This is a genomic window from Streptomyces sp. NPDC037288, assembly GCF_055603265.1.
Map to the genome: position 1 here is coordinate 58,760 of NZ_JBVJVY010000004.1, position 25,983 is coordinate 84,742.

23 protein-coding genes and 3 pseudogenes are annotated in these 25,983 nt (G+C 74.0%); 13 read left to right on the top strand and 13 right to left on the bottom strand.

Features of this window, described 5'->3' with window-relative positions; translation table 11 throughout:
- Positions 1–395: 395 nt before the first annotated feature.
- From ACZ7GZ_RS05900 to ACZ7GZ_RS05910, 3 genes and pseudogenes are all read right to left on the bottom strand, one after another.
- Entirely contained in the window at positions 396–1,127 is a 732-nt protein-coding gene (locus ACZ7GZ_RS05900; RefSeq protein WP_471021732.1) for a polysaccharide deacetylase family protein, read from the bottom strand.
- Positions 1,128–1,244: 117 nt separating this feature from the next.
- A pseudogene (locus tag ACZ7GZ_RS05905) lies at positions 1,245–2,108 on the bottom strand (DMT family transporter); the annotation flags it as partial.
- Positions 2,109–2,114: 6 nt separating this feature from the next.
- Positions 2,115–2,966 (bottom strand): SDR family NAD(P)-dependent oxidoreductase, encoded by an 852-nt coding sequence (locus tag ACZ7GZ_RS05910; protein ID WP_471021733.1) that lies wholly within the window; start codon positions 2,964–2,966, stop codon positions 2,115–2,117.
- A 711-nt stretch (positions 2,967–3,677) separates the two neighbouring features.
- Between ACZ7GZ_RS05910 and ACZ7GZ_RS05915 the strand changes: the two genes are divergently transcribed.
- The 4 genes from ACZ7GZ_RS05915 (at position 3,678) to ACZ7GZ_RS05930 (ending at position 5,819) form a co-directional block, all read left to right on the top strand.
- Positions 3,678–3,854, top strand: a complete 177-nt coding sequence (locus ACZ7GZ_RS05915; RefSeq protein ID WP_471021322.1) for a hypothetical protein — start codon at positions 3,678–3,680, stop codon at positions 3,852–3,854.
- Between the two features lie 86 nt (positions 3,855–3,940).
- Positions 3,941–4,954 carry an iron-containing redox enzyme family protein gene (locus ACZ7GZ_RS05920; RefSeq protein ID WP_471021324.1) on the top strand — a complete coding sequence of 338 codons (1,014 nt, stop codon included), beginning with the start codon at positions 3,941–3,943 and terminating at the stop codon, positions 4,952–4,954.
- A complete protein-coding gene (locus ACZ7GZ_RS05925; RefSeq protein ID WP_471021327.1) occupies positions 4,955–5,629 on the top strand; it encodes a HemK2/MTQ2 family protein methyltransferase in 675 nt (224 codons plus the stop codon).
- Positions 5,610–5,819 carry a CDGSH iron-sulfur domain-containing protein gene (locus ACZ7GZ_RS05930; RefSeq protein ID WP_360081524.1) on the top strand — a complete coding sequence of 70 codons (210 nt, stop codon included), beginning with the start codon at positions 5,610–5,612 and terminating at the stop codon, positions 5,817–5,819. The genes ACZ7GZ_RS05925 and ACZ7GZ_RS05930 overlap by 20 nt, the downstream gene beginning before the upstream one ends.
- A 200-nt stretch (positions 5,820–6,019) precedes the next feature.
- Here the strand turns inward: ACZ7GZ_RS05930 and ACZ7GZ_RS05935 are convergent, their stop codons facing one another.
- Positions 6,020–6,451 carry a subtilase-type protease inhibitor gene (locus ACZ7GZ_RS05935; RefSeq protein ID WP_471021330.1) on the bottom strand — a complete coding sequence of 144 codons (432 nt, stop codon included), beginning with the start codon at positions 6,449–6,451 and terminating at the stop codon, positions 6,020–6,022.
- A 486-nt stretch (positions 6,452–6,937) separates the two neighbouring features.
- On the opposite strand from ACZ7GZ_RS05935, the gene ACZ7GZ_RS05940 reads away from it, so the two are divergent.
- Positions 6,938–7,114, top strand: coding sequence for a hypothetical protein (locus tag ACZ7GZ_RS05940; protein WP_471021331.1), 177 nt, complete (start codon positions 6,938–6,940; stop codon positions 7,112–7,114).
- Complete coding sequence (locus tag ACZ7GZ_RS05945) at positions 7,115–7,774, top strand: alpha/beta fold hydrolase (RefSeq protein WP_471021736.1); 660 nt, start codon at positions 7,115–7,117, stop codon at positions 7,772–7,774.
- 76 nt (positions 7,775–7,850) lie between these two features.
- Here the strand turns inward: ACZ7GZ_RS05945 and ACZ7GZ_RS05950 are convergent, their stop codons facing one another.
- The 3 genes from ACZ7GZ_RS05950 to ACZ7GZ_RS05960 all read right to left on the bottom strand — a co-directional run bounded on the left by ACZ7GZ_RS05950 (position 7,851) and on the right by ACZ7GZ_RS05960 (position 10,704).
- Positions 7,851–9,560, bottom strand: a complete 1,710-nt coding sequence (locus ACZ7GZ_RS05950; protein WP_471021332.1) for an RICIN domain-containing protein — start codon at positions 9,558–9,560, stop codon at positions 7,851–7,853.
- Positions 9,561–10,083: 523 nt separating this feature from the next.
- On the bottom strand, positions 10,084–10,461 hold the full coding sequence (locus ACZ7GZ_RS05955; RefSeq protein ID WP_471021334.1) for a toxin Doc: 378 nt from the start codon (positions 10,459–10,461) through the stop codon (positions 10,084–10,086).
- 3 nt (positions 10,462–10,464) lie between these two features.
- Positions 10,465–10,704, bottom strand: a complete 240-nt coding sequence (locus ACZ7GZ_RS05960) for a hypothetical protein (protein ID WP_471021335.1) — start codon at positions 10,702–10,704, stop codon at positions 10,465–10,467.
- Positions 10,705–10,878: 174 nt separating this feature from the next.
- On the opposite strand from ACZ7GZ_RS05960, the gene ACZ7GZ_RS05965 reads away from it, so the two are divergent.
- Positions 10,879–11,388 carry a methylated-DNA--[protein]-cysteine S-methyltransferase gene (locus ACZ7GZ_RS05965; protein WP_471021336.1) on the top strand — a complete coding sequence of 170 codons (510 nt, stop codon included), beginning with the start codon at positions 10,879–10,881 and terminating at the stop codon, positions 11,386–11,388.
- A 683-nt stretch (positions 11,389–12,071) separates the two neighbouring features.
- Entirely contained in the window at positions 12,072–14,453 is a 2,382-nt protein-coding gene (locus tag ACZ7GZ_RS05970) for a SpoIIE family protein phosphatase (protein WP_471021338.1), read from the top strand.
- A 13-nt stretch (positions 14,454–14,466) separates the two neighbouring features.
- On the opposite strand, the gene ACZ7GZ_RS05975 is transcribed toward ACZ7GZ_RS05970, so the two are convergent.
- Positions 14,467–15,015, bottom strand: coding sequence for an RNA polymerase sigma factor (locus tag ACZ7GZ_RS05975; protein ID WP_471021339.1), 549 nt, complete (start codon positions 15,013–15,015; stop codon positions 14,467–14,469).
- Positions 15,016–15,060: 45 nt separating this feature from the next.
- Between ACZ7GZ_RS05975 and ACZ7GZ_RS05980 the strand changes: the two genes are divergently transcribed.
- From ACZ7GZ_RS05980 to ACZ7GZ_RS05995, 4 genes and pseudogenes are all read left to right on the top strand, one after another.
- Entirely contained in the window at positions 15,061–16,452 is a 1,392-nt protein-coding gene (locus tag ACZ7GZ_RS05980) for a serine/threonine-protein kinase (RefSeq protein ID WP_471021340.1), read from the top strand.
- 151 nt (positions 16,453–16,603) lie between these two features.
- A complete protein-coding gene (locus tag ACZ7GZ_RS05985; protein WP_471021341.1) occupies positions 16,604–17,293 on the top strand; it encodes a DUF4232 domain-containing protein in 690 nt (229 codons plus the stop codon).
- 200 nt (positions 17,294–17,493) lie between these two features.
- Positions 17,494–18,732: a polysaccharide deacetylase family protein gene (locus tag ACZ7GZ_RS05990; protein ID WP_471021343.1), complete on the top strand. Its 1,239-nt coding sequence runs from the start codon at positions 17,494–17,496 to the stop codon at positions 18,730–18,732.
- A 163-nt stretch (positions 18,733–18,895) separates the two neighbouring features.
- Positions 18,896–19,390, top strand: a pseudogene (locus tag ACZ7GZ_RS05995) (universal stress protein).
- A gap of 1 nt (position 19,391) precedes the next feature.
- Here ACZ7GZ_RS05995 and ACZ7GZ_RS06000 read toward each other — a convergent pair.
- The 3 genes and pseudogenes from ACZ7GZ_RS06000 to ACZ7GZ_RS06010 all read right to left on the bottom strand — a co-directional run bounded on the left by ACZ7GZ_RS06000 (position 19,392) and on the right by ACZ7GZ_RS06010 (position 23,546).
- Positions 19,392–21,713 carry an RICIN domain-containing protein gene (locus ACZ7GZ_RS06000; RefSeq protein ID WP_471021344.1) on the bottom strand — a complete coding sequence of 774 codons (2,322 nt, stop codon included), beginning with the start codon at positions 21,711–21,713 and terminating at the stop codon, positions 19,392–19,394.
- A 282-nt stretch (positions 21,714–21,995) separates the two neighbouring features.
- Positions 21,996–22,436 (bottom strand): annotated as a pseudogene (locus ACZ7GZ_RS06005) (helix-turn-helix domain-containing protein); the annotation flags it as partial.
- A gap of 141 nt (positions 22,437–22,577) precedes the next feature.
- Positions 22,578–23,546 carry an aldo/keto reductase gene (locus ACZ7GZ_RS06010; RefSeq protein WP_471021345.1) on the bottom strand — a complete coding sequence of 323 codons (969 nt, stop codon included), beginning with the start codon at positions 23,544–23,546 and terminating at the stop codon, positions 22,578–22,580.
- A gap of 335 nt (positions 23,547–23,881) precedes the next feature.
- Here ACZ7GZ_RS06010 and ACZ7GZ_RS06015 point away from each other — a divergent pair, with 335 nt between their 5' ends.
- The gene (locus tag ACZ7GZ_RS06015; protein ID WP_471021346.1) at positions 23,882–24,814 is read left to right on the top strand and encodes a hypothetical protein; all 933 of its coding nucleotides are present in this window, start codon (positions 23,882–23,884) and stop codon (positions 24,812–24,814) included.
- Here the strand turns inward: ACZ7GZ_RS06015 and ACZ7GZ_RS06020 are convergent.
- Positions 24,811–25,344 carry a flavoprotein gene (locus tag ACZ7GZ_RS06020; protein ID WP_471021347.1) on the bottom strand — a complete coding sequence of 178 codons (534 nt, stop codon included), beginning with the start codon at positions 25,342–25,344 and terminating at the stop codon, positions 24,811–24,813. The genes ACZ7GZ_RS06015 and ACZ7GZ_RS06020 overlap by 4 nt on opposite strands.
- A gap of 9 nt (positions 25,345–25,353) precedes the next feature.
- The gene (locus tag ACZ7GZ_RS06025; RefSeq protein WP_471021348.1) at positions 25,354–25,812 is read right to left on the bottom strand and encodes a nuclear transport factor 2 family protein; all 459 of its coding nucleotides are present in this window, start codon (positions 25,810–25,812) and stop codon (positions 25,354–25,356) included.
- Positions 25,813–25,983: the final 171 nt, after the last annotated feature.

The following is a 25,983-nucleotide window of genomic DNA, read 5'->3' on the forward strand; positions in this document are numbered from 1 at the left end:
CACGCGCCGGGACAGACACCCCAAAACCCACAACTCACAGCCCAACACCAACCGACCCCCCGACCTACCCCGCACCACGCGCCGGGACAGCCAGCCCAAAGCCCACAGCTCGCGGTCCGGCGCCGACCGACTCCACGCCCCACCCCCACCACGCGCCGGAGCGGCCACCCCAAAGCACGCATCTCGGGATCCGGCACCCCCCGACCCACCCCCACCACGCGCCGGGACAGACACCCCAAAACCCACAACTCACAGCCCAACACCAACCGACCCCCCGACCTACCCCGCACCACGCGCCGGGACAGCCAGCGCAAAGCCCACAGCTCGAGGTCCGGCGCCGGCCGACTCCTCGACCTGCCCCGGCCGCGCGACGGGGGCGACTCGTCGCCCTGGGCTCAGCGCAGCGCCCCGTGGTCGCGCAAGGGGCCGACCGCAAGACCGGCCTCCCGGCAGTCCGCCACCAGGGCGGGCAGTGCGCCGAGGGCCGAGCGCCAGCAGCCCGGGGCCGCGAACCGGTCGGAGTCGTGCAGCAGGACGGTGCCGCCGCCACGCAGATCCGCCGCGACCAGGGCCCGCACGGACGCCGGGGTGGCGTCGGCAGTCCAGTCCTTGCCCCACGCCGACCACAGCACCGGCCGCAGCCCGGCCCGGTGTGCGGCCAGCCAGCGTCCGGAGGTGAGGATCCCGTAGGGCGGCCGGTACCACTGCGGACGGTGGCCGCAGACGTCGTACAGCGCGCGGACGGTCCGGGCGACCTGGGCGGCGTCCCGGGCGGGGGCGGGCCGCCAGGGACGGTCGTGCGTCCAGCCGTGCACCGCCAGTTCGTGTCCGCGTCGGGCCGTCTCCCGGGCCAGCGCGGGATGGCGCACCACGTTCTCGCCGAGCACGAAGAAGGTCGCCCGCACGCCGAGGTCGTCCAGCGCGTCGAGGAAACGCGGCGTGGACACGGGGTCCGGGCCGTCGTCGAAGGTCAGCGCGACGTGCCGGCGGCGGCCGGTGCCGCAGAGCCCGGGGAACAGCAGCAGCCGTACCCCCGGGAGCCAGGTGGCCGCCGGTCCGATGTGCGCGGCGGCGACCGGCAGCAGGAGGGCAGCCTTCCGCCATGGACGGCCGGACGTCACGGACATCGCTGAACTGCCTTCCTGGTGGTGGCGCCCCGCCTGCTCACGGTGGCGTCCTAACGGGCGTACTCGGTTCCGGTGGCGTGTCCCGCGGTCCCCGCGGTCCCCGCGGTCCCGCACATGTGTGTCCCACTGCTGTCCCTCGGCCGAGGCGCGGCCGAGTCCGAGGCTGCCCACGCCGATCAGCCCGATGCCGATCACTTCCGGGAGCACGCGCAGCCCGAGATGGATCACCTCGTCGAACAGCACCCAGCCGAGGACGACGCTGGTGATCGCGTCGCCGAGGGTGAGGGCGGGCTGGGAGGCGGTCAGGGAACCGGCGCCCAGCGCGCTCTGCAACAGCAGGAAGGCGACGAGCCCGGCGGCTCCGGTGGCGTACAGCGCCCAGTGCCCGAACATCGCGCCCGGCCCCTGGCCGAGCCGCCCCACGGCCTCCTTGAGCAGTGCCGCGGTGGTCGCGAAGGACACGGCCGAGGCGAGACCGAGCAGCGCGGCCCGGGGGGCACCCTTCGTCGGACGGGCGACCACCACCAGCAGCACCACGGCACCGAGCGCCCCGCCGCCGCCCACCAGCCAGGACCGGGGCGACGCCGTGGGCCGCCCGGCGGACGGCGACGCCGCCACGAGGAAGAGGGCCAGCCCGACGGCGAGGGCGGCGAACGCCAGCCAGGTCCGGCGGTCCGGCGCACGCCGGAAGACGACACTGCCCACGACCAGGGTGAACAGCAGCTCGGCGGCGAGCAGGGGCTGGACGAGGGACAGGCTGCCCGTGGCCAGCGCCCCGCCCTGCAGCACGCTGGACAGCGCCAGCAGCCCGGTGCCCGCCAGCCAGTTCGGGCGTCGCAGCAGACGGGTGAGCCGCCGCAGGGCAGCCCGCGCTCCCGTGCCCTCGTCGGATTCCTGCACGGCGGCCCGGCGCTGCAGCACCGAGGCGGACGCGTTGGAGAGCGCCGCGAGCAGGGCGAGCAGCACGGTGACGGCGGTCATGACCGCTCATCCGAAGCGGGCGGCGAGCCGCCGGTAGAGCCCGGGCGCGACGCCGCGCACCCGGGCCGGGAAGCCCAGCCAGCCGGGGACGTACACCTCGTCCCTGCCGTGCAGGACGGCGCTCCAGACGGCGTCCGCCACCCGTTCGGGTGACACCGGACGCGGCCATGTCCTGGCGTAGGGGGCGCCCCGCCGCTCGAAGAAGGGAGTGTCGACCGCGCCGGGGACCACATGGGTGACGCCCACCCCGGTACGGCGCAGCTCGTAGCGCAGGGCGTCGGCGAAGGTGGCCAGGGCGGCCTTCGCGGCGGAGTACACGGCCTCGCCGCGCACACCGAGGCTGCCCGCGACCGATCCGATGAGCACGATGCGCCCCGTGCCGGCCGCGACCATGTGGGGCAGCAGGGTGCGCACGAGGTGCAGCGTGGCCAGCAGGTCGACGCCGACGATCTCGTCGATGCGGGCGTGGGGCATCCCGGTGAAGTCGCCGGCCCAGCCCACGCCGGCGCCTGCCACCAGCAGGTCGAGTCGGCCCGCGTGGTCCAGGACGAGATCGGTGAGCAGACGGTCGGCGCCCGGCCGGGTGAGGTCCGCCGGCAGGGCCAGGGCGTCGACCTGGGCGGCCACCTGCTCCAGACGTGTGGCGTCGCGTCCGTTCAGCACCAGCCGCCAGCCGCCCTCGGCGGCGAGCCGGCGGGCGACGACGGCGCCGATGCCCGAGGAGGCGCCCGTCACCAGGGCGGTGCGGTGCCGGCCTGCCGGGTCCCCGGCTCCATGGACGGGATCCGCCTCGGGGACGGAGGTCGCGACCGGCCCGGTGCGGTTCGACGGTCCTGCGGGGGGCGGGGCGTGGGACATGGTGACGACCTCACTGCGACGTGTGTGCACGGGCTCGCGAGCTCCTGGGCCGAACCCTCGCGGTGTATCCAGGGCGCCACACACTGAAACACCGCGCACGGCGGAACGCGCCGGCCGGCTCCAACGAAACGTTGCCGTTTCGCTGGAGCCGCCCCTAGTGCGTACGAAACAGTTTCGTCTACTGACTGTTTCCGCACGACTTCCTCGGCGCACTGCTCACCTTCCTGCTCCACCGGCGCGGGGTGCCGCAGCAGGGCGCGAGGGCCACACAGGTCACCCCCATGTGACCGCCAAGCCGCCCGTACCCGAGGGGTCGCCGTCAGCAGGGAGACGGCGACCCCTCGCCCTGTCATGGCGGGGGATGACGGATGGCCGCCGCCGCGGCTGCTCGGCCGGCCGACCCGGGCGCCCCGCGTCCGGTGCGCACGGGAGGGGCTGTGCACATCCGGGTCTGCCGCGCCGCCCGCGCGGCTGGTGGCGAGCGGCCCCGACCGGCACGTGCGCCATCCGGGCCAGGCGGGGCCCGCCGCTCCCCCGGCCGGCACTCTTCGGCCCTGCCTCCGACGGCCGGGTGCCGACCCGGGCGTGCGTCCGCCGGCACGAGGAGGAGCCCGGTGGCACCGGCGCCCTCCCTGGCGGGACGCTTGAGACGGCACGGGCGGGTAACCCGTGGTGGATCAAGACGTCGGCGCTACGACGGGAGGCGACGCCATGCCCGGTGGGAACGGCGGGAACGAGCACGAGGACCGGCCCGAGACGGCCCTGGAGGAGGTGCTCCGGGAGGTCGAGGAGGCCGAGAAGCGCGACGAGGCCAAGGCCTCGGGAGGTGAGGCCGGGGACGCCATCACCCCGAACACCGGGGCGCAGGAGCAGGCGGGAGGGGAGTGAGACGACCGGGCGGCGGCCCACCCATACGTCACGGGGGACCCGGAGGGCTCACTGATGCCTCGCGGGCGCGGGGGTACCCGAGCCCCATGAACAGCCACCCACGAGGACCGCGGCTGCCCCGGCCCCGAGGTCCTCTGTCCACGGCGATGGCCGCGTACCTGTGCGACAGGGGCTCCCTCCCCGACCCCGAGGAGGCCGAGGCCGCGGATCCCTACGGCGACGACCCGCAACTCGCCCTCTACCTGTGCTACGAGCTGCACTACCGGGGCTTCGCCGGTGTCGGCCCGGAGTTCGAGTGGGACCCCGACCTGCTGCGCGTCCGCGCCTCGCTGGAGCGGCGTTTCCTGTCCGCGCTGCGCGCCGACACGCCGGGCCATGACAGCCTCGACGACGCGCTCGCCGCGCTCCTCGTCGAACCGGCCGAGGGCACCGGGGTCACCCACTTCCTGTGCGCCGAGGGCGAGTTGTGGCACCTGCGCGAGTACGCCGCCCAGCGTTCCCTGTACCACCTGAAGGAGGCCGACCCGCACGCCTGGGTGCTGCCCCGGCTGTGGGGCAGGGCCAAGGCGGCGATGGCGGCGGTCGAGTTCGACGAGTTCGGCGGCGGCCGGGCCGACCGGGTGCACGCGCGCCTGTTCGCCGCGCTGATGACGGACCTGGGCCTGGACACCGCCTACGGCCGCTATGTGGACGCGGCCCGCGCGGAGATGCTGGCCGTCGTCAACCTGATGTCCCTGTTCGGCCTGCACCGGGAACTGCGCGCCGCGCTGGTGGGCCACTTCGCCGAGGTGGAGATCACCTCCTCGCCGGGTTCCCGCCGGCTCGCCGAGGCCATGCGGCGCACCGGCGCCGGAGCCGCCGCGGAGTTCTTCTACGACGAGCACGTCGAGGCGGACGCGGTGCACGAGCAGGTCGTACGCCATGACGTGATCGGCGGACTGCTCGCCGAGGAGCCGGAACTCGCGGCGGACATGGCCTTCGGGATCGACGCCACCGAGTACCTGGAGGACCGTCTGGGCCAGCGGCTGCTCGCCGACTGGCGCGCCGGGCGCTCGTCGCTGCGGACGCCCCTGGAGCCGGACATGAGCCATATATCCTGAATGACCGGGTACCCGCGCGGTGTGATCGCTTTTGTGCTCCCGGGCGTGTACGCCCCCCAGGACGACACGGAGTTGCTGGCCGAGGCCCTCCGCGAGGAGGCTCCGCCGCCCGGTGCGCGCGTGCTCGACGTCGGCACCGGCAGCGGGGCGCTGGCCCTGGAGGCGGCCCGGCAGGGCGCCGATGTGACCGCGGTGGACGTGTCCGCCATGGCGGTATGGACGGCACGGGTGAACGCGTGGCTGGCCCGGCTTCCGGTACGGATACGGCGCGGCAACCTCTTCGCACCGGTCCGCGGCCACACGTACGACCTGATCCTCGCGAACCCGCCCTACATGCCGGCACCCGGTGCCGGTCGCGGCCCGCGCGGCAGGTCCCGGGCCTGGGACGCGGGCCGGGACGGCCGCCTGCTGCTGGACCGCATCTGCCGGGAGGCACCGGCACTGCTGCGCCCGGGAGGCGTGCTGCTGACCGTGCACTCCTCGCTCAGCGACCCCTACCGCACGCTGGAACTGCTGCGTGCCGCGGGCCTGAAGGCCGCGGTGACCAGGCGCCGCTGGATCGCCTTCGGTCCGGTGCTGCGCTCCCGGGAGGAGTGGCTGCGCGGATGCGGTCTCATCCTGCCGGACGAGGACAGGGAGGAACTGGTGGTCGTCCGTGCCGAACGAACGCGCTGACCGGGCCCGTCGGATCACCGTGCAGCGACGGGGGCCGCTGCTGGTGGAGGGACCGGTCGAGATCGAGCTGGAGGACGGCACGACGGTCTCCTCGGACCGTTTCCGTGTCGCTCTGTGTACCTGCCGCCGCAGTCGCCGCTACCCGTGGTGCGACACGAGTCACCGGCGCAGGGCCAAGGACACCGACTGAAACCGCTTCTTTTTCGCCGCCCCCCGGGAAAGGCCCCCCACGGGCCCGCCCGGGGAGCGGCTGTGTGCCCGGAAGCCGGCGGGCGGCCCCACTCCGCCCGTCGGTTCCGGTGCGAGATCGCAGGTACCCCGCTCCAGGGGCCGCACTCCCCAGTTGCGGACCTGATCCGGCGTGTGCGGGGACACGTGCGATCCCGGTCTTTAGAAGGCGAAGACGCCGTCGCCGATGGCGTCACGCTCACAGCTGTTGCCGAAGGTGCGCTCGTACGAGACGCGTTTGCCCTGCCAGACGCCCTGAACGGTCACGACGACCGGGCTGTACAGCTTGTTGCACCACACGTCGCCGGCCTTCAGGGCGTTGAAGTCGCCGCCGGTGCCGCGCAGTTCTGCGCAGGCCTGGGCCGCGGCCGGGTGGGTGCCGGAGGCCGTGGGGGCGCACGTCAGAGTGACGGCGCGCTCCGGGGTGACCGTGGCCGCGTCGCTGCCGTGGCCGGTGGTGAGGACCAGCGCCGAGGGGGCGTAGAGCGACGACGGGGCGGCGCCCGGTGCAGCGACGGCGGCCCCGGTCAGGGGTCCGCAAACGGCGGCGGCCGTGAGGCCGAGGGCCGCTGCCCAGCGCGCGGTGTTCCGCATTGTGTGCATCCTTCCGCTCGAACATACGAGGTGCCGGCCCGGACCCGGTCGGACCGGGGCGGCGAGCGCCACTCTGCCGAGTCCGCCGTCGAAACTCACATCGAACGCATGCGTTTCGGTAACCTTTCGTGTTGAAGTAGTGGCGTGAAGTCACGGAACCCGCACAGCGTGACCCAGGAACTGAGCGGGTCCGGCCCTTCGAACCCGTCCGGATGGCTGAAAATCAGCGCTTCGTTAATCGTCCTGAAACATTCCGACTCCGCCCTCCCCGAGCCCCTTCGTGACGCCTTGTGTTCATGAAATGATCACCGTGATCGCGGGTGGCCCCCTCCGGGCGGCCCGGGTCCGATGGCCGCCTTCCGTCCGGGAACACGGACCCGACGCCCCGGCCCGGCGGTCCCCCGCGGACTACGGCCTGACCGCCCCTCGTGAGCCGTGCGGCGGCGGCGAGGTGATCACCGAGAACCTCACCGGTCCGCACCGCCGGTGGGTGCCGAGCCGGTCGAGGTCTCCCTCTCCCCGCTGAGGCTCCGTGGCGGACGGGCCCGCTCGCCGGGCAGCCGGGACCGGAATGGTCAACTCCTGGTCTCGATCGCACAGTTGCCGGATCTGTCCGGTACGTTGACGGTCATGACCGACTTCGTTCTGGGGGCGGGCGCCTGACTGGGGGCGTCGTGGGACGAGGTGGCAGCCGATCTGCGGGCCGCCGGCCACCGGGTGCACGCCCGCACCCTGTCCGGGCTCGCCGAGAAGAGCGAGCTGCCCGCGGGCCAGCGGACCCATGTCCAGGACATCGTGGACGAGGTCGAGCGGCTGGACCTGCGGGATGTCGTCCTGGCCGGGCACGGCTACTCGGGCGTGCCGGTCGGGCAGGCCGCCGAGCGGATCGGCGACCGGTTGCGCCGGGTGGTGTTCGTCGACTCCAACCTGCCGGCGGACGGTGTGTCGTTCCTCGACGGCTTCCCCGGCGACCACATCCGTACCGCTGTGACCGGGCACGACGGCGTATGGCCGCTCCTCCCGGCGGCGGCCTACGCGCACCAGGACCTCACGGACGAGCGGATCGCCCGGCTCATCGGCGAGGGCATCCCGCACCCGGCCGCCACACTGACCGAACCGGCCGTGCACAAGCGGCCCCTGGCGGAGCTGCCGGCGACCTACGTCAAGTGCCTCCTGGACGGCCGCGATCCACTGCCCACCGTGACCGGGGCGCCGCGGGGCGGGCGCTGGGACCCGGCCGAGCTGAACACCGGTCACTGGCCGATGTTCTCCACCCCCCGCGAGCTGGCCCGCATCCTGGACGAGGCGGCCACCCGCCGCTGAAGGGCCGCCCCGCAGTCGGCAGCCGACCCCCGCCCCCTACGGCCGGTGGCCGCACGGACAACGCACCCGACGGACCCTAGGCGCGCCGCCCCGACAGCGTCGCGGGCCGCGCCACCGGTCCCCCCGTACCCGCGACCGACAGGGATCCGGGGCTCGCCGAAGGCGTGTCGGCCGTCCAGCGCTGGCCGGCGGAGCGGTCGCGGACCTTGACGACGAGGTCGGCGCCCGCGTTCTCGGCGGACGTCGCGAGGGCGAGGGTCCGGTCCCAGTGGGGCAGCAGCTCGCCCTGCGCGGTGAGGTCGTAGCGCACGTCGTCGGCCCGCGGGGAGCCGGCGTCGGCGCAGGTGCCGAGGATCACCACGCCGGCGTCGGCGTGCGAGTCCAGGCACAGCCCCGAGTCGGCCGCGCTGCGCAGCAATCCGTCGGCGTCGTACGTCCACTGCTGGCTGAGGGACGAGGAGCAGACGGCGAGGACCGGGGCGGCTCCGGCCTTCGGCGCGCCCCCGATGTCCAGGCACAGCCCGGCGGCGGCGTTGCGCAGCCGGGTGGGACGGCCGGCTGTGGGCAGCCCCGCGGTGGCGGAGGGCGGCGAGGACCGGCCCGCGGCGGTGCCGGGGACGGCGCTCGTGGAGGCGACCGGGTCGGTGCCGTCGCCGTCCGGCCATACGCTGATCGCGAGGACGGTCGCCAGCAGCCCGGCCGAGGCGACGCCGACCCCGGTGAGCAACGCCCTGGAGGACCAGGCGGTGCCGGGGATCCGGGCGAGCGGACCGGGCTCGCCGCCGCGCCGCCGGCCGCGCGGGGCCGGGTCAAGGTCCCGGGGTTCGCCGTCACCGCGCCGCCGGGCGACGGCCAGGGCGGCGCGGGCGAGCAGACCGGGCTTGCCGCCGCCCCGCCGGCGTCCGCCGGAGCGCCGGGAGCCCCCACGGCCGCGGGCGGGGCCGGGGCGGCGGCCGGGGCGGGATTCGAGGTAGCGGCGGGCGCCCCAGCCGAGCACGGCCTCGGCGAGCAGCACGCCCGGGGCGGCGTCGGCGTGGCCCAGTTGCTCGGCGGCGTGCCGGCAGTAGGAGCAGGCGGACAGGTGCTCCTGGACGTCGGGCAGCAGGGCGCCGGCGCCGCCACGGCGGATCGGAGCGTCGAGCAGGCGGTTGTAGTAGCGGCATTCCTTGCCGGGCGCGAGTTCCCGGTGCGCGCGCACCAGGCCCTCCCGGAATTTCTCGCGGGCCTGCTCGAGTGCGACGGCCGCGCTCTCGATGTCCACGCCGAGCAGCCCCGCGGGCACGGTTATCGGCTCGGCCTCGACCTCGATGTGCCACAACAGCGCCTGCTCCAGCCGGGAAAGGGCGTGAAAGGAGCGTTCCGACAGGGCGCGGTTCTCCGGTATCAGGGCCTTCGCGGCGCGCATCCCACGGCCCCCGGCGGGTTTTCCGAGTCCGGGCAGTACGGCGGTGATCCGGTCGGTGCCGGACCAGTTGACGACCGTGTCCCGGACCGTCACCAGCAGCCGGGGCCGCAGTGCCTCGGCTCCTTCGCCGAGTGCGAGCCGGCCGAGGACCTGGTGGAAGGCGGTGGCGGTGACCATGTGGGCGAGCGGCCCGGACAGCGCCAGGCAGACCACGGCGTAATCGTGGGCCGGCTGCCAGTGCCGGGCCAGCAGCAGGGCGGCGGACCGGGAGCCCTCCGCGTCGGAACCGGCCCGCAGCGGTCCGGCGAGCGACTCGTCGGACTCCCCGGGGTCGTCGCCGGGCGGCGGATAGGGCGGACGAGGGGGGTGGGGGGTGAGCACTGAGCGTGTTCCTTATGGTGCGTGCTGCGTTGATGCGTTACCTCTGCGGCGCGCGGGGAGGTGACGGGGCCGGAGCTCGGCCGGTCAAGTTCCGCATCTGCCGGAGGAACCCCGGACTTTACCCTCCGCACGGGCGTTTCAACCCTTGCACAACTTCCACACGAGCAACAGAGCACCCGCACAACATCGGAAGTTTTGAAAGAAAGTCAGAAAGCGGGCCCGACGACCGCTCTGACGCATCGGCTTCCGACAGGTCGTGCGCCCCGTGTGAAGCGCGCGCACGGACCGGCCGGCCGCGCACGCTTCCGGGGCGGGCGGGCCGGGAGTGAACTGGGGCCGACCCGCTGGGAAACCGGCCGCCGGCCCCGTCCCTCCCGCCCTCGGCCGGCGGCCCCGCTCGCCCTGCCCCGGCCGGCGGCTCCGGCGGCTTCCCCCCGCCGGCCGGGACGGGCGGGCCGGGCCCCGTCGCCGGGCTCCCGCCGTTCGCCCTGGGCAGGAGCCCGGGAGAGGTTGTGCGGCTTCCTCAGATCTGCCAGGAGCGCAGCCGGTCGGCCGCGCCGTACACGTCCGCCTTGCCGGACATCAGATCGCGGGCGAGGTCGACGAGGGCGCCGTAGGGCGGGTCGATGCCGACGCCGCTGACGAACATGTAGGCCACGGCGGTCGCGCAGGCGAAGCGGGCGTTGGCCGCGGGCAGGGGCTTGAGCACGGCGAGGGTGTGCAGCAGGGCGGCGGCCCGCCAGGCGGCGTCGGAGTCCACGCCGAGCCGGGGCGGATCCACGCGGTGCCGGGCGACGGCGGCGACCAGCGCGGAGAAGTCGTCGACCGCGGGCTGGTCGGGCAGGACCTCCTCGTGGCGCTGGAGCAGCCAGGGGACGTCGATGTGGATGACAGAAGGCATGCGTCAGGCGGCCTCGTCCTTCGCGGCGGGTTCGTCATCGGGGAAGGCCGCCGCGAACTCCTCGGCGTGCGCGGCGAAGAACCGCCGGAATGCCTCGGCACCCTCCTGCAGCGCCCGGTGCCGCGCTATGTCGGCGGCTGCGGCCTCACGCACGAGGGCCTTCATCGACGTACCCCGCTCCTTGGCGATCTGCCGCAGGTCCTCGAGTTCCCGTTCGCTGAACTCCACGTTGAGAGCTGGCATGCCCCTCACGGTACCGCGCGGGTACTTACCCGTAAATATCGCCAGGTCAAGTGCCCTTTTCCGTGGTACCCGCCGGGTGCGAAAGCCACGTCCGATTCCCGCCGGTCCCCGGGCGTTGGGCGCAGCAGACTCGGCAGCACGGAAAGACCACTGCGGCACACCAGGAGCACTCCCATGAGCACACGCATCCTCCACACCGTCCACCCGAGCCCGCTGGGCGACCTGCTGCTGACCGGCTCGGTGTCGGCGTCCGCCCTGACGCTCGGCTCGCTCGGCGTACCGGGGCGGCGCGGCGCCCCCGCCGTCCGCGCGGAGGACCGCGACGACGGCCCGTTCGCCGAGGCGCACCGGCAGCTGGAGGACTACTTCGCGGGCCGTCGGACCCGGTTCGAGCTGCCGCTCGCCACCGTCGGCACCGCCTTCCAGCGGGCGGTGTGGCAGGCCCTCGATGACATCCCCTACGGGACGACGACCACCTACGGCGCGCTCGCCGCCCGGCTGGGCGTGCCGCGTGCCGAACTCCGCGCGGTGGGCCGGGCCCTGGGCGCCAATCCCCTGCTGCTCGTGCGCCCCTGCCACCGGGTGATCGGGGCGGACGGCTCGATGCGCGGGTACGCGGGCGGAGTCGAGCGCAAGCAGTGGCTGCTCACACACGAGGGTGCGCTGCAGCCGGCCCTGCTGTGAAAGACCGCTCCGCGAAAGCGTCGGAGAGGCCCTGGCTGTGGTGTCCCGGGACGTTGGTGACACACGTGCTGGGTGCTTGAACAGGTGGGGACCTTCTGGGTTCGGTGTGGATTGCGAATGCCCCGCTGACGCCGACCGGCAGGCTGCGTCTGGCCCGGTGTGTCGTGGACGACGGCTGGCCGCTGCGGCGGGCCGGGCATGGGCGCCGTCCACGGTGCAGGCGACCGCCACCCGGTCGAGGGGCCGGGCGCGTCCGAAGTCGACCGGCACCCAGTCCTTCGCGCGGGCGCCCTTGAACGCGGCAGCAGCGCGGTGGCCGGCTTGACGAAGGCGCTGGACCAGCCGGTGGCCGGGGCACCGTCCGGCATCGCTGCGGGCAGCGTGTCCGGGTGACCGGAGTAACTGGCGTCCGCGTGCCGGTAGTTCGGGGACGCGGGGTGGCCCGCCTTGAGGTCCGGTGCGGGGGTGCGGGCGGCCGAGCGGGCCGGGGTCGGGCGCGCCCGGACCATACCCGGGCGCAGGCCGTCCGCCCGCGCGGTGACGGTCAGCGGACCCGGCGTCGTACCGGAGCGGACGATGGCGAGGGACCATCGGCTCGGCCGTCCACTGGCTCTCGAAGCACTAGGCTGGAACACGAGACGTGCCACCTGTTCACTGTGAGTGTGCGCTTGGGAGCGGCGACGATGAGCCGGGTCTATCCGTTCGACGACGCGGCGACGGCCCGGGCTGTCATCGACGACGACGGAACGCTGGTCGAGTGGAACGAGGGCGCCAGGCGCCTGCTCGGCCACCCCGCGGACGCCGTCCTGGGCCGCCCCGCCGCCCGGCTGCTCGCCGGCGACCACCCCCCGGCCCGGCCCGCGGGCACGCGCTGGGAGGGGACCGTCGGATTGCGCCACCGGGACGGCCGTACCGTGCGGGTCTGGCTGCTCGTGCACCGCCGGCCGTCGCACGACGGACGCGGCGGCGACTGGCTCGTCGTCACCCCGCTGCCCGCCTCGAAACCGCCCGCCGAGGACGACCCGCTCGCCGCGGCGGGTCTGATCCAGTCGCCGTGCGCGGTCGCCGTGTACGACGCGGAACTGCGGCTGCACCGGATGAACGAGGCGATGGCCGAGGTCGTCGGGCTGCCGGAGGAGCGCCTGCGCGGGCTGCGGCTCACGGAGATCGGCGGCAAGCCGCAGACCGACGAGCTGGAGCAGGGCATGCTCCGGGTGCTGACCACGGGCCGGCCGCTGGACGTGCAGACCATCATGCGCACCGGCGGCGAGGACCGCGCTCATGCCTGGCTCGCCCGGATGGCACCGGTCAGGGACGCGCGGGGCCGGGTGCGCGGGGTGTGTCTGGCCGCGCACGACATCACCGACAACCACCGCGCGCGGCAGCGGCTGCAGCTGGTGAACGAGGCGACCGTGCGCGTCGGCAGCACACTGGACGTCACCCGCACCGCCCAGGAGCTGGCGGACGTGTGCGTGCCCGCGCTCGCCGACTTCGTCACCATCGACCTGCTGGACCCGCAGGAGTACGGCGGCGAGCCCCCGGCCCGCCTGTCGGCGCCGGTCACCCTGCGCCGGGCCGCTCATCGGTCGGTCCTCGACGGCGTGCCGGAGGCGGTGACGGAGCCCGGGCAGACGGAGGAGTACCCGGCCGGTTCCGCCCAGGCGGACTCCCTGACCGCGGGCCACACGATCACCGCCTCGGTGGCCGTCGGCGACCTGCGACCGTGGCTGACCTGGAGCCGCGCGCGGGGCGAGCAGGTGCGCGGATTCGGCATCCACTCCTCGATGTCGGTGCCCATCCGGGCCCGCGGGCTCACCCTCGGCGTCGCCGTCTTCGCTCGTCACCGGCGTCCGGACCCGTTCGCCGCGGACGACCGGCTGCTCGCCGAGGAGATCACCACCCGGGCCGCCGTCTGCATCGACAACGCCCGCCGCTACTCCCGCGAACGCGAGACCGCGCTCGCGCTCCAGCGCAGCCTGCTGCCCCGCACCCTGCCGCGCACGGCCGCACTGGAGACCTCCTCCCGCTATCTGCCGGCCGCGCGGGCCGGCGTGGGCGGCGACTGGTTCGATGTGATCCCGCTGTCCGGGATGCGGGTCGCGATGGTCGTCGGGGACGTCGTCGGACACGGCGTGGAGGCCTCGGCCAGCATGGGCCGGCTGCGGACCGCCGTGCGCACCCTCGCCGACATCGACCTGGCCCCGGACGAGCTGCTCACCCACCTGGACGACCTGGTGATCCGGCTGTCGGAGGAGTCCGGCGGCGACGGCAGCCCCGGCGAGGTCGGCGCGACCTGTCTGTACGCCGTCTACGACCCGGTGTCACGGCGCTGCACCCTGGCGCGCGCCGGGCACCCGACGCCCGTGCTGCTGCGGCCGGACGGCCGGCCGCACCTGCTGGACCTGCCCGCCGGTCCCCCGCTGGGCCTGGGCGGGCTGCCCTTCGAGTCCGCCGAGGTGGCACTGCCCGAGGGCACGGTCCTCGCGCTGTACACCGACGGTCTGGTGACGTCCCGGGAGCGGGACGGGGACACCTGCCGCGAGCTGCTGTACGAGGCGCTCGCCGGGCACACGGACTCCCTCGACACGACCTGCGACCGTGTGCTGCACGCCCTGCTGCCGCCGGGCGGTGTTCCCGACGACGTGGCGCTGCTGCTCGCCCGCACCCAGGGCCTGCCGGCCTCTCAGGTGGCGACCTGGGACATCCCGGCCGACCCGGCGCTGGTCGCACCGATCCGCAAGCAGGTCGTGGAGCAGCTGGACACCTGGGGGCTGAGCGAGGCGGCGTTCACGGCGGAACTGGTGGTCAGCGAGCTGGTCACCAACGCCATCCGGTACGGCTCCCATCCCATCCGGCTGCGTCTGATCCACGACGCGACCACGCTGATCGTCGAGGTGTCCGACACCAGCCACACCGCTCCGCACCTGCGCCGGGCCAAGACCTTCGACGAGGGCGGCCGCGGCCTGCTGCTGGTCGCCCAGCTCACCCAGCGCTGGGGCAGCCGGCACACGCCGGAGGGCAAGACGATCTGGGCGGAGCTGCCCCTTTTCGAGGAGGACCGGTAGGCCTGCGCAGCCGTCAGCCGCCCGCCAGCCAGGGCCGCACCTGTTTGCGGGCCTCGTGCAGGCGGGACTTGAGCGTGCCGAGCGGGATACCGATGCGCTCGGCGACCTCGGCGTAGTCCAGCTGGCAGATGTCCCGGTAGACCAGTGGCGCGACCAGGTTCGGATGCGTCCGCTCCAGCCGGTCCAGCGCCTCCAGCAGGTCCACCCGGGATCCGGCGATGACGCTGGTGGTGCGCGGGTCGACGGCGTACGACGGCTCGATGGCGGCCGGCTGCTCGGCGGCCCGCCGCTTCAGCTCGCGGTACTTCTGGCGGGCGCAGTTGGCGACCACGGTGTACAGCCAGGTGCTGAAGCGGCTGCGGCCCTCGAAGCCGGAGATGTACCGGGCCACCTGGAGCAGCACGTCCTGGGCGGCCTCCTCGGCGTCCTCGCGGCACGGCAGGAAGCGCCCGCAGCGGCGCAGGACCTCCGGCCGGATCTCGGTGAGCAGCCGGTCCAGGGCCGCGCTGTCGCCGGCGGCGGCCCGCCGGGCGAGGTCTTCCATCGGCGCCTGGTCCTGCACCAGGGTCCCCCTTCGAGTCGATCTGAGGCCAGGCATGATAGCCGTATGCACTACCTGGAGCGGATCGGCCGCTACCGCCTCGAACGGCCGCTGGGCACCGGCGGCTTCGCCACGGTGTGGCTCGCCCACGACGACGAGCTGCAGGCCCCGGTCGCGGTCAAGGTCCTCGCCGAGAACTGGGCCCACCGGCTCGACATCAGGGACCGCTTCCTGTCCGAGGCGCGGCTGCTGCGCCGGGCCGGCTCCAGCCGCGTGGTGCAGGTCTACGACATCGGTGAACTCCCCGACGGAAGGCCGTACTTCGTCATGGAGTACGCCGACGGCGGCACGCTCGCCGACCTGCTGGCGGGCGGTCCGCTGCCGGTGGGGCACGCCCTCGCGCTGACGGCCGAGGCCGCCCGGGCCGCCGCCGCGCTGCACGAGGCGGGCATCGTGCACCGGGACATCAAGCCCACCAACGTGCTGCTGCACACCGCCCCGGACGGCACCCGGCGGGTGCTGCTGGCCGACCTGGGACTCGCCAAGAGCCTCGCCCAGGCCTCCGTGCTCACCCTGGCCGCGGGCTCGGCGGGCTATCAGCCGCCGGAACAGGCCGAGCCCGGCGAGGGCATCGACGAACGTGCCGATGTCTACAGCCTGGGGGCGGTCGGCTACGAGCTGGTCACCGGGAGCGTGCCGGGCCCGCCGGGCAGGGTCGTACCCCCCGGGCGGCTGCGGCCGGACCTCGGCGAGGACGTGGCACGGGCGCTGCTGCGCGCCCTGGAGCCGGACCGCACGCGGCGCTGGCCCGGCGCACAGGTGTTCGCGGACGAGCTGGACCGGCTGGCGGCGGCCTCGCCGGCGCTCCGGACCACCCGGCGGCTGGACGGCGTCCGCGGCCGGCTGAACACGGTGACGCTGACCGTGGCCGCGGTCCTCGCCGCCGCGGCGGCCGCGGCCACGGTGACCGTGCTGATCCACCACGGCGGCTCCCCGGACGAGGTACGGGTGACCGACTCGACCGGGCGCGTGGTCGTCAAGGTTCCCGCCGGCTGGAGCCGCGAGCTGCGCGACTCCGGCTGGGACCCCGGCGCGCTGGGACTCGGCAAGGGGCACCAACCGGGGCTGGTGGTCGCCGACGACCTGACCCGGTGGCCCGATCTCGGGGAGGCGGTGGACGGCGTGTTCGTCGGGGCGAGCGAGCACGGCGACGTCACCGCGAAGGTGAAGGCCCTCGCCCACTCCGGCTGCCGCTACTCCGGCAGCCGCACCTTCGCCGACGGCGACTGGCGCGGCCTGGTGCGGGCCTGGAGCGGCTGCCCGGACGGCGGCTCGGTCACGGAGTCCGCGCTGGGCCCGGCGGACGGCTCCGCGCAGCCCCAGGTGTACGTACAGGTGCGCGAGCGGGGCGCCGCGGACGCGACCGACGGGATACTCCGTTCGCTGAGCGTGACCTGACGCGCGGCTGGCGGCGGTCACGGCGGGGAAGAAAACCCTCCGTGCCGAACTTTTCCGGCGTTCGGCGCATCGGAGTGTGAGGACGGCGCACTCGGCGCCGTCAGGCACGCGGTCCGCCGCGTGCCGTGACCATCCAGGAGTGTTGAGCGACATGGTGTACACACCCCGGTCCGCGCGGCGCGGGGCCCTGCTCGTGGGCACGGTCACCGTGCTGGGCCTCCTGACCGCCTGCGGCAACGGCCAGGACGTCCACAGCAACCCACCGATCACGGCCTCCGGCACGGCCGCCCCGGCGACCGGCACCACGAAGACCCCGGAGTCCACCACGTCCGCCCCGGCGGCGTCCCCGACTGCCGTCCCCTCGTCCTCGACCACGAAGGCCACGGCGTCCACGGGCGGCGGTACGGCCACGCCCGCGCCGAGCACCCGCTGCCACACCTCCCAGCTGCGCGCCTCGGTGGGCCGCAACGACCCGGGCGCCGGCCAGGAGAACTTCCCGGTCGTCCTCACCAACAGGTCCGGCCGCACCTGCACCCTGCACGGCTATCCGGGCACGGCGTTCGTGACCGCCTCCGGCGCCCAGCTCGGTCCTGACCCCCAGCGCGAGTCGGGCTCCCCGGCCACCATCACCCTCCGGCCCGGGCAGAGCGCCTGGTCCGGGCTGACCTTCTCCAACCCCGGTGTCAGCGGCGCCCGCACGGCCACCCCGGCCGCGCTGCTGGTCACGCCGCCGGACGAGCGGGACGGGCTGAAGGTCGCGTGGACGGGCGGAGCGGTGCCCGTCTCCGGCAACTCCTCGTCCGTCTTCCTGTCGGTGCTCAGCCCGGGCACCGCTCCCTGACCCCTCCCGACACCCCCGGGACGAACCCCGCTGCCCCACTCCCCCGGCAGCGGGGTTCGTCATGAGCGCGCCACAACTGTCACAGGACGGCAACAGGCACCGCGGGCCGCGATCTTTCCGCCGAACCCCCTCATCGAACCCGTCGACCCACACCGGCGAGCAGGCCCCCCAAGGGCCGTGACTAGGAAATCGGGGAGAAGATGAGCGGGATCTCACGCAGGCGGGTGCTGACGGCGGGCGCCGCGGCGGGCGCCCTGGGCACGCTGGCCGCGTGCTCCTCCGGCACCGGCCTCTCGGTCGACGGCCCGGCGGACGGCAAGGGCACCGCCCAGGCCCGGCCGGCCAAGCCGATAGGCGACGGCTCCACGGCCGACACCGGCGCCCAGCCGCACCAGCCGAAGCCCGAGCGGCTGAAGCCGGGCCAGAAGCCCCCGCAGTTCGTGGTGTTCTCCTGGGACGGCGCGGGCGAGCTGAGCAACAATCTGTTCTCCCGGTTCCGCAAGGTGGCCGCCGACCACGGCGCGAAGATGACGTTCTTCCTCAGCGGCATCTACACGCTGCCCGAGTCCAAGAAGCACCTGTACCGTCCGCCGCAGCACCCGGTCGGCGCCTCCGCGATCGGTTACCTCGCCGACCGGCACATCCACGCCACGATCCAGCAGGTGCGGGCGGCCTGGCTGGAGGGCCACGAGATCGGCACCCACTTCAACGGGCACTTCTGCGGCGCGACCGGCGTGCGCAACTGGTCCCCCGCCGAGTGGCGCAGCGAGATAGACCAGGCGGTCGACTTCGTCACCAAGTGGAAGACCAACACCGGTTTCACCGACCTGGAGCCCCTCCCGTTCGACTACCGCAAGGAGCTGATCGGCGGCCGTACGCCGTGTCTGGAGGGCCAGTCCAACCTGCTGCCCACGGCCGCGGCCCTCGGCTGGAAGTACGACGCCAGCTCCCCCGGCGGGCTCCAGATCTGGCCGGGCAAGGTGCAGGGCGGGAAGATCTGGGACTTCCCGCTGCAGTCCATACCGTTCCCCGGGCACTCCTTCCAGGTGCTGTCGATGGACTACAACATGATGTTCAACCAGTCCGGCGGCAACCCGCTCGGCGACCGCGCCCACTACGACGCCTGGCGCTCCCAGGCCCGCGACGCCTATGTCGCCGGTTTCCAGCGGGCGTACACGACCAACCGCGCCCCGTTCTTCATCGGCAACCACTTCGAGCGCTGGAACGGCGGCATCTACATGGACGCCGTCGAGGAGGCGATCGGAAAGATGGCCGCGTACGGCGACGACGTGCGGTTCGTGTCGTTCAAGCAGCTCGTGGCCTGGCTGGAGGCGCAGGACCGGGCGGTGCTGCGCAAGCTGCGCACCCTGGTGCCCGGGCAGTCCCCGGCGGGCGGCTGGGCGGAGTTCCTGGGCCCGGCGGGCAGCCAGTCTTCGTAAGGCGTTCCGCATCGTCTGTTTTCATGGGCGGGCACCACGTGATCGATTCCGGAAGGACCCGACTGGGTCTGCTCGCCGTGCCGTCCTCCCTGGCCGCCGCGGTGGTGGCACTGTGGGGGCGCTGCAGGTCTCTGAGGTTCGCGTACGCCGAGGGAGGCCGACCATGCGGGTGATCGCCTGGCTCGTCGAGGGCACCTGGCCCGCCTGCGTGGACGCCGTGCGCCGCCACGCACCGGATACCGCCGAGGTGGTGCTGCTGCACGTCAGCGGGCCCGAGGTGCCGGGGCTGGCGCACGGCGCGTTCGCGGGGCTGCTCGGGCGGGGGCATCCGGAGAGGGATCCGGGCGACCGGATGGAGACGCTCGGCGGGACTTCGGCGGCCGATCTGCTGGACGCGGCGGCGCAGCGGCTGGGGCGGCCCTGTGCGCGCGAGGAACGGGCGGGCCGGGTAGAGCGGGAGGTGGTGGCCGCCGCCGAGGGCGCCGGTCTGCTGGTGCTGGCCCGGGACGGCGACCGGTCCCGGCTCGGGCCGAGGAGCCTCGGCCCGGCCGTCCGGTTCGCCGTCGACCATGCGCCCTGCCCGGTGTAGCTGGTGTGGCCGGAGCCGGCCCCGGAGCTGGGCACGATCCCGCCGCCGCCACCGCCGCACCGCCCTTGAGTCAGCGGTGGTGGTGCCCGCCGTCTCCGTAGCCCCCGTATCCCCCGTAGCCCCCGCCGCAGTAGTACGGGTACGCGGAGCAGGGGTCGACCGTGGCGGACGGCGTGGCTGACGGGCCGGACCCGGTCGCCTTCGGGGTCGGGCTCGGGGTCGGCGACGAGGTGGTCCCGGAGGCCTTGGGCGTGGGTGTCGCCCGGGGAACCGACCGGTGCGCGGTGGTGGCCGGCGACGGGCTGCGGTCGCTGTCCCAGTTGACGTTCTGCATCTGCAGATCGGGCTTGGCGGTGTCGACGGCCCAGCGCTGGGCGGCGCCGGGGGCGCGGGTCTTGAGGACCAGGGCGCCGGAGCCGTCGGTGGCGGCCGGGGTGAGGGCCAGGTCCTGGTCCCAGCGGGGGATCAGGGCGCCCTGGAGGGTGAAGTCGTAGCGGATGTTCCGGGCGGCCCCGCCGGTGGCCGAGCAGGGGGCCAGGCGGACCGAGTAGCCGAGGTGGGAGTCCAGGCACAGGTCGGGGGCGGCGGAGTTGCGCAGCAGTCCGTCGGTCTCGTACGTCCACTGCTGGCTCGGTGTCGCGGAGCAGGCGGCGAGTTCGGTCTCGGCGCCCTCGACGGCCTTCTTCCCCACGACGCCGACGCACCGGCCGGAGGCGAGGTTGTGCAGCCGGCCGTGCAGCGCTCCCTGGCCCGCCGCGTCGGCCCCGGCCCAGGACGCGCCGGGACTCGGGGTGCCCTTGCCCGGCGCCGGGGAGGAGGTGGCGTCGCCGGCCGGTGCGGGGCCGTCGCCGGAGCCGAGCACCGACCACAGCACCAGGGGCAGCACGACCAGACCGCTGACGGTACCGACGGCCAGGACGAGATTGCGCCGCCGGGCACGGCGAGCACGGGCGGCTCGCTGGGCCGAACGTCCGAGGACGACGGCTTGCCCACCACCGGCCGCCGCTTTGGCCCCGTCGGCACGACCGACCCCACGGCGACGCGAGGCCTCAGCCCCCGCACGTGCCGGCTCCGCAGAGCCATCCCACGGCCCGGCCTCGGCAGAGCCACCCTGATGCCCGGCCTCACCCAAACCGGTCCCGCCCGGCGCCCCGGCAGGGCCGGCCCCGTCTGCCGACTCGACAGGTCCACGCCGACGCGAGGACTCGGCGAACCCACCCCGGCGCCCGAGCCGCCCGGCCAAACCACCCCCACCCGGCACCCCGGCAGGGCCAGTTCCGTCTGCCGGCTCGGGGGCGGGGCGCCGACGCCTGGGCTCCCCCGGACCACCATGACGCGTGAACTCGGCAGACTCACCCGGGCGCCCCGCCTCAGCGATTTCACCTCCGCCCGGTGATCCCGCAGCACCAGCCCCGCCCGTGGGTCCGACGGAACCACGCCGACGCGCGGGCTCGGCGAAGCCGCCCCGCCGCCCGGCGAGACCGGCCCCGCCCGGTGACTCGGTGGAGTCGGCGTCGGGTGGGCCGGGTGTCCAGAAGGATTCCCCCGGTGGGGGTGCGAGCGGCGTCGGTCGCGGGGACGGGGCCGTCGGGTCCTCGGTGCGGCTTGCCCGGGAGTCCAGGTAGGCGCGGGCTCCCCAGCCGAGGACCGCCTCGGCGAGGGCGAGCCCGAGCCCGGTGTTGAAAGCGGCGAGTTGGTCGGCGGTCCGGCTGCAGTGGCCGCACCGCCCCAGGTGCTCACGCAGATCCGGGTCGATGTCGACGCCGCCGCGCCGGAACGTGACGTCGAGCATGCGCAGATAGCGCTGGCACTCGGCCTCCGGAGCGAGTTCGCGGTGGACCTGGAGGCTCTCCTCGCGCAGCCGTTCGCGGGCCCGGCGCAGCTCGACTCCGGTGTCCTCCTCGTCCAGGCCGAGCAGGGCCGCGGGTACGGCGAGCGGTTCGGCCTCGACCTCCGTGTGCCACAGCACGGCCCGGGAGGTCTGGGGCACCCGCTGGAACGCGCGGGACAGCAACCGCCGGCCGGGCGGCGGCAGCAGCCGGGCGGCGGCCCGTTCACCGGTGGTGCCGGACCGCAGGCCCGGGTGGAGCAGTTCCTGACGGCCGTCGGCGTCCCACTCGGCCGCGATCCTGCGGACGGCGACCAGTACCTGGGGCCGCCAGGCGGCGGTCGGGCCGACCTGCCGGAGCGACTCCCCGAACAGCCGGGTGAAGGCGGCGGTGGTGAGCATGCCGGCGGCACGCGTCCCGTCCGTGCACAACCGGGCGTACGCGAAGGCCGCTTCCCAGTGCCGGTCGAGGAGTTCGCCGACGGGATGGAGCGCCGGTGTCCCTCCCGTCCACTTCTTCAGCTCGGCGCTGAGTCGCTCGTCCGACAGGCCTGCCTCATTCACGACCGCATTCCTCCAGACGGACACGGAAATTAGTCCATACCAAGTGATATGGAAGGCGGTGGGGTTGCTCGAACGTCCACCTGAGGCAGCTCTTTTGAAGCTTGCGGGGTGTACGGGGAGCGGCCTGGCGCATACAGCGGAATTGCCATCTGCCTGCGCGCCGACAGGTGCACACTTTTACACAGCCGCACACGCACGAACAAGGGATCTTTCGACAATCGACAAATGCGTGCGAGAACTTCCCTTATTGACACGCGGTCAAATGAATCCCTTTTCTTCCCCTTACCGCCGTTCGCCTGCCCGGTAGGCGCCGGGCGGTACTCCGTAGCGTTCCCGGAAGACCCGGCTGAAGTGGAAGGGACTGGTGAATCCGGAGGCCACCGCCACTCGTTCCACCGTCAGATCGGTGGCCTCCAGCAGCCGGGCCGCGTGCCGCAGCCGGGCCTCGCGCAGGGCCCGCATCGGCGACCGGCCGGTGCGGAGGGTGAACAGGTGTGTGAAGCGGGACGGGGACAGCGCGACCCTCCCGGCGAGTGAGCGGACGGTGTGCGGGGCGCCGGGGTCGGCGGCGATCAGTTCCCCGGCACGCCGTACCCGGGCGCCGGCACCCGGCGCGGGCAGCCGCGTCCGGGCGCCGGCGGCGGCGAGCAGGACGACCTCCTCCAGCGCGCACAGGACGAGTTCCCGCGCCAGGCTGCCGTGCGCCACGGCCACCGGGTCCGGCTCGCGCGGGGTGCCCTCGGCCGGCCCGCGGAAGCCGGCGAGCATCGCGGCCACTCACGATGTCGGGTGAGCGGGTGCGGTTGCCGGAGAGCGAGGGGGCTGGGCCGTGCGGCACCGAGTTCGGACCGCACGGACCGCTGTTCAGTGGCCGCTGATCGCCCGCGCCGTGTAGGGCTCCTCCAGTTCCCCGGTCTCCTTCTCGGTCAGTTCCAGTTCCACGGCGGCCACCGCGTCCTCGATGTGGTGGGGCTTGGGGGCGCCGACGATCGGGGCGGCCACCGTGTCCTGGTGCAGCAGCCAGGCGAGGGCCACCTGGGCGCGGGGCACGCCGCGGCCGTTCGCGATCCGGGTGACGGCCTCCACGATCGAGCGGTCGCTCTCCAGGTACAGGCGGCTGCCGAAGTTGTCGTTGGCGCTGCGCTCGGTGACCGTGCCCCAGTCGCGGGTGAGCCGGCCGCGGGCGAGCGGGCTCCACGGCAGCGCGCTCACCCCCTGGTCCGCGCAGAGCGGCAGCATCTCCCGCTCCTCCTCGCGGTAGAGGAGGTTGTAGTGGTTCTGCATGGACACGAACTTCGTCCAGCCGTGCCGCTCCGCCGTGTACTGCAGCTTGGCGAACTCCCAGGCGTACATCGAACTCGCCCCGATGTAGCGGACCTTGCCCGCCTTGACCAGGTCGTGCAGCGCCTCCATCGTCTCCTCGACGGGAGTGGCGTGGTCGTAGCGGTGGATCTGGTAGAGGTCGACGTAGTCGGTGCCGAGGCGGCGCAGGCTGTGGTCGATCTCGGCCATGATGGCCTTGCGGGACAGTCCGGCTCCGTTGGGGCCCGGCCGCATCCGGCCGTTCACCTTGGTGGCCAGCACGATCTCGTCGCGGTTCGCGAAGTCGCGCAGGGCCTTGCCGACGATCTCCTCGCTGGTGCCGTCCGAGTAGACGTTGGCGGTGTCGAAGAAGTTGATGCCCGCCTCCAGCGCCTGCCGGATGAGCGGGCGGGACGCCTCCTCGTCGAGGGTCCACTCGTGGACGCCGCGGTCGGGCAGGCCGTAGGTCATGCAGCCCAGACAGATCCGCGACACGTCCAGGCCCGTCGAACCGAGCTTCACGTATTGCATCGTTGCTGCTCCTGCCTTCGGGACGATGGTCACCGACGAGCGTACGACGTGGCCCGGCGGCGGCTCCGGTCGTTGGCCTGCCGGCGCCGGCCGGCCGCGATTCCGGCGGTTCCAGCGGCTCGTGAGCCTCCGGTGGTTCCGGCGGCGAGGGGAAATCCGGCCGGCCCGCCGTGATGCGACCGCCCCCCGCGGGGTGCCGGCTCCTGCTCGCGCCCGCGGCGGGGTCGCGTGTCGATACGGCTCGTACCCCTTCCGGGCCCTTGCGTTGCTGCCCTACCCCTTCCGGGCCCTTGCGTTGCTGCCCTCAGGTGACCGACCGGCGCGGGAGCCGGGGATTGTCGTACGGTCGGATCATCCTCGGCGCAGACGACCGGCATCCGGCCGGTCTCGGCCGCCCGGAGGAGTACGCGGTGCCGACTCGTCCCACCACCCTGAGAACCCTGGCCGGAGCGGCGCTGCTGCCCCTGGCTCTCGTCACCCCCGCCTGGGGGCACCCCGCCGCCGCACCGGCGCCGGCACCCGAGAGCCCGGCCACGCTGTGCGCGGCCGCCGGCACCCTGCGCGGCGCACACGGTGAGGAGGCGCAGGTCAGCCTGTGCACGGACACCGGCTCCCCGAGACTGACCATCGCGGCCCCGGCCAGCTGCCGACGCGCGGGTATCCGGGTCCGCTACGCCTGCCGCACCGAGGGCACCTGGACGGTCCGCCACGCCGGCAAGACGCTGGACACCGGAACCCTGCCCGGTTCACGGGTGTATCCGGGGCCGGGCACGTACGACATCAGCGCCACCGTGCGGGTGCGGTCGGCGCCCGCCGGAGTCGACCTGAAGGGCACGGTGCAGACCACCCTGTCGCTGACCGCCCCCAAGGCCAAGGCCACGCACGCCGTCACGGTCGACCGGACCACGCTGCGCCGCAATGCCACCACGACGCTGACCTACACCGTCCGACGGGACAGCGACCAGGGCGACGGCAACGCGCGGCTGGGGCTGATCGGCGAGGAGGGCACCGGTGTGCGGATCGCCACGGCCGACCGGCGCTGTGTCAACCCGCTGGTCGGCCGGTACCCGTCGAAGACCCGGCTGGCGCAGTCCGTGGACTGCGCGCTGACCGAGCTGCAGCCCGGCCATCCGGAGAAGGTGACGGTCCGCGTCACCGTCGGGGCGAAGTGCTCCACGGTGGTGTCGAAGCTCGGCTACTGGCTGCCGAAGGGCCAGGCCGTGGAGACCGGAGGCATGCTGGCGGGACCGACGCTGACCTGCCGCTAGCGCGGCGGGAGCAGGTCCAGGGCCCGCTCCCAGGCGAAGTCCGGCCGACCGCCGTCCGGCCGGACTTCGCCGTCGTGGGCGTCGCCGAAGCGGACCCCCATCCCGTGCAGCCGTCGCAGGCTGTCCCGGTAGGCGGGATGCGCGGCCAGCGCGTCGGCGACGCAGGGCAGGACGGCGATCGGTACGCCCAGGCCCGCCGCCTCGCACAGAGTCCCGAGCGCCAGGGTGTCGGCGATGCCGGCCGCCCACTTGTTGACGGTGTTGAAGGTGGCGGGTGCCACCACGACGGCGTCCGGCGGCGGGAAGGGGCGGGGATCGGCCGGCGTGCGCCAGGCCGACCTGACGGGACGGCCCGTCTGTGCCTCCGCTGCCGCGCTGTCGAAGAAGCCGCCCATCGCCACGGGGGTGGCGATCACGCCGACCTCCCAGTCCTGTTCCTGGGCGGCGGTGATCAGCTTGCTGACGCCCGCGGCGATCCCGGCCGCGCACACGACGACGTAGAGGAAGGGTTTCTCGGCCTGTTCGGTCATCCGGGAACCCTACTGAAGCGGGAAGGACACCCCTCGCTCGGCCTCGGGGCGGGGCCCGTGGATGCGGCGCTGCTTGTCCTCGATGGCCACGTCGTTGATGCTCGCCTCCCGCCGGGTCATCAGGCCGTGCTCGTCGAACTCCCACAGTTCGTTGCCGTAGGAGCGCCACCACTGGCCGTCGGCGTCGTGGGACTCGTACTGGAAGCGGACGGCGATGCGGTTGCCGTCGAAGGCCCACAGGTCCTTGCGCAGCGCGTAGTCCAGCTCGCGCTGCCACTTGGCGGTGAGGAACGCGACGATCCCCTCGCGGCCGGTGACGAAGGTGTCGCGGTTGCGCCAGACGGAGTCCTCGGAATAGGCGAGGGCCACCTTGTGCGGATCGCGGGTGTTCCAGGCGTCCTCGGCGGCCTGGACCTTCTGCGCGGCGGTCTCGCGGGTGAACGGCGGCAGCGGCGGGCGGTCGGCCATGGTCTCCTCCTGGACTCGGAAGCATCGGAGAACGATCGTTCTCCCAGCTGGCTGCTACCGTAGGAGAACGCTCGTTCTCCCGTCAAGGAACACGCGCCGAGGGACACGCGTCGAGGAACACGTTCACGGGACACGCGTCAGCGAACGCGCTGGGAAGAACGCAAGGAACGC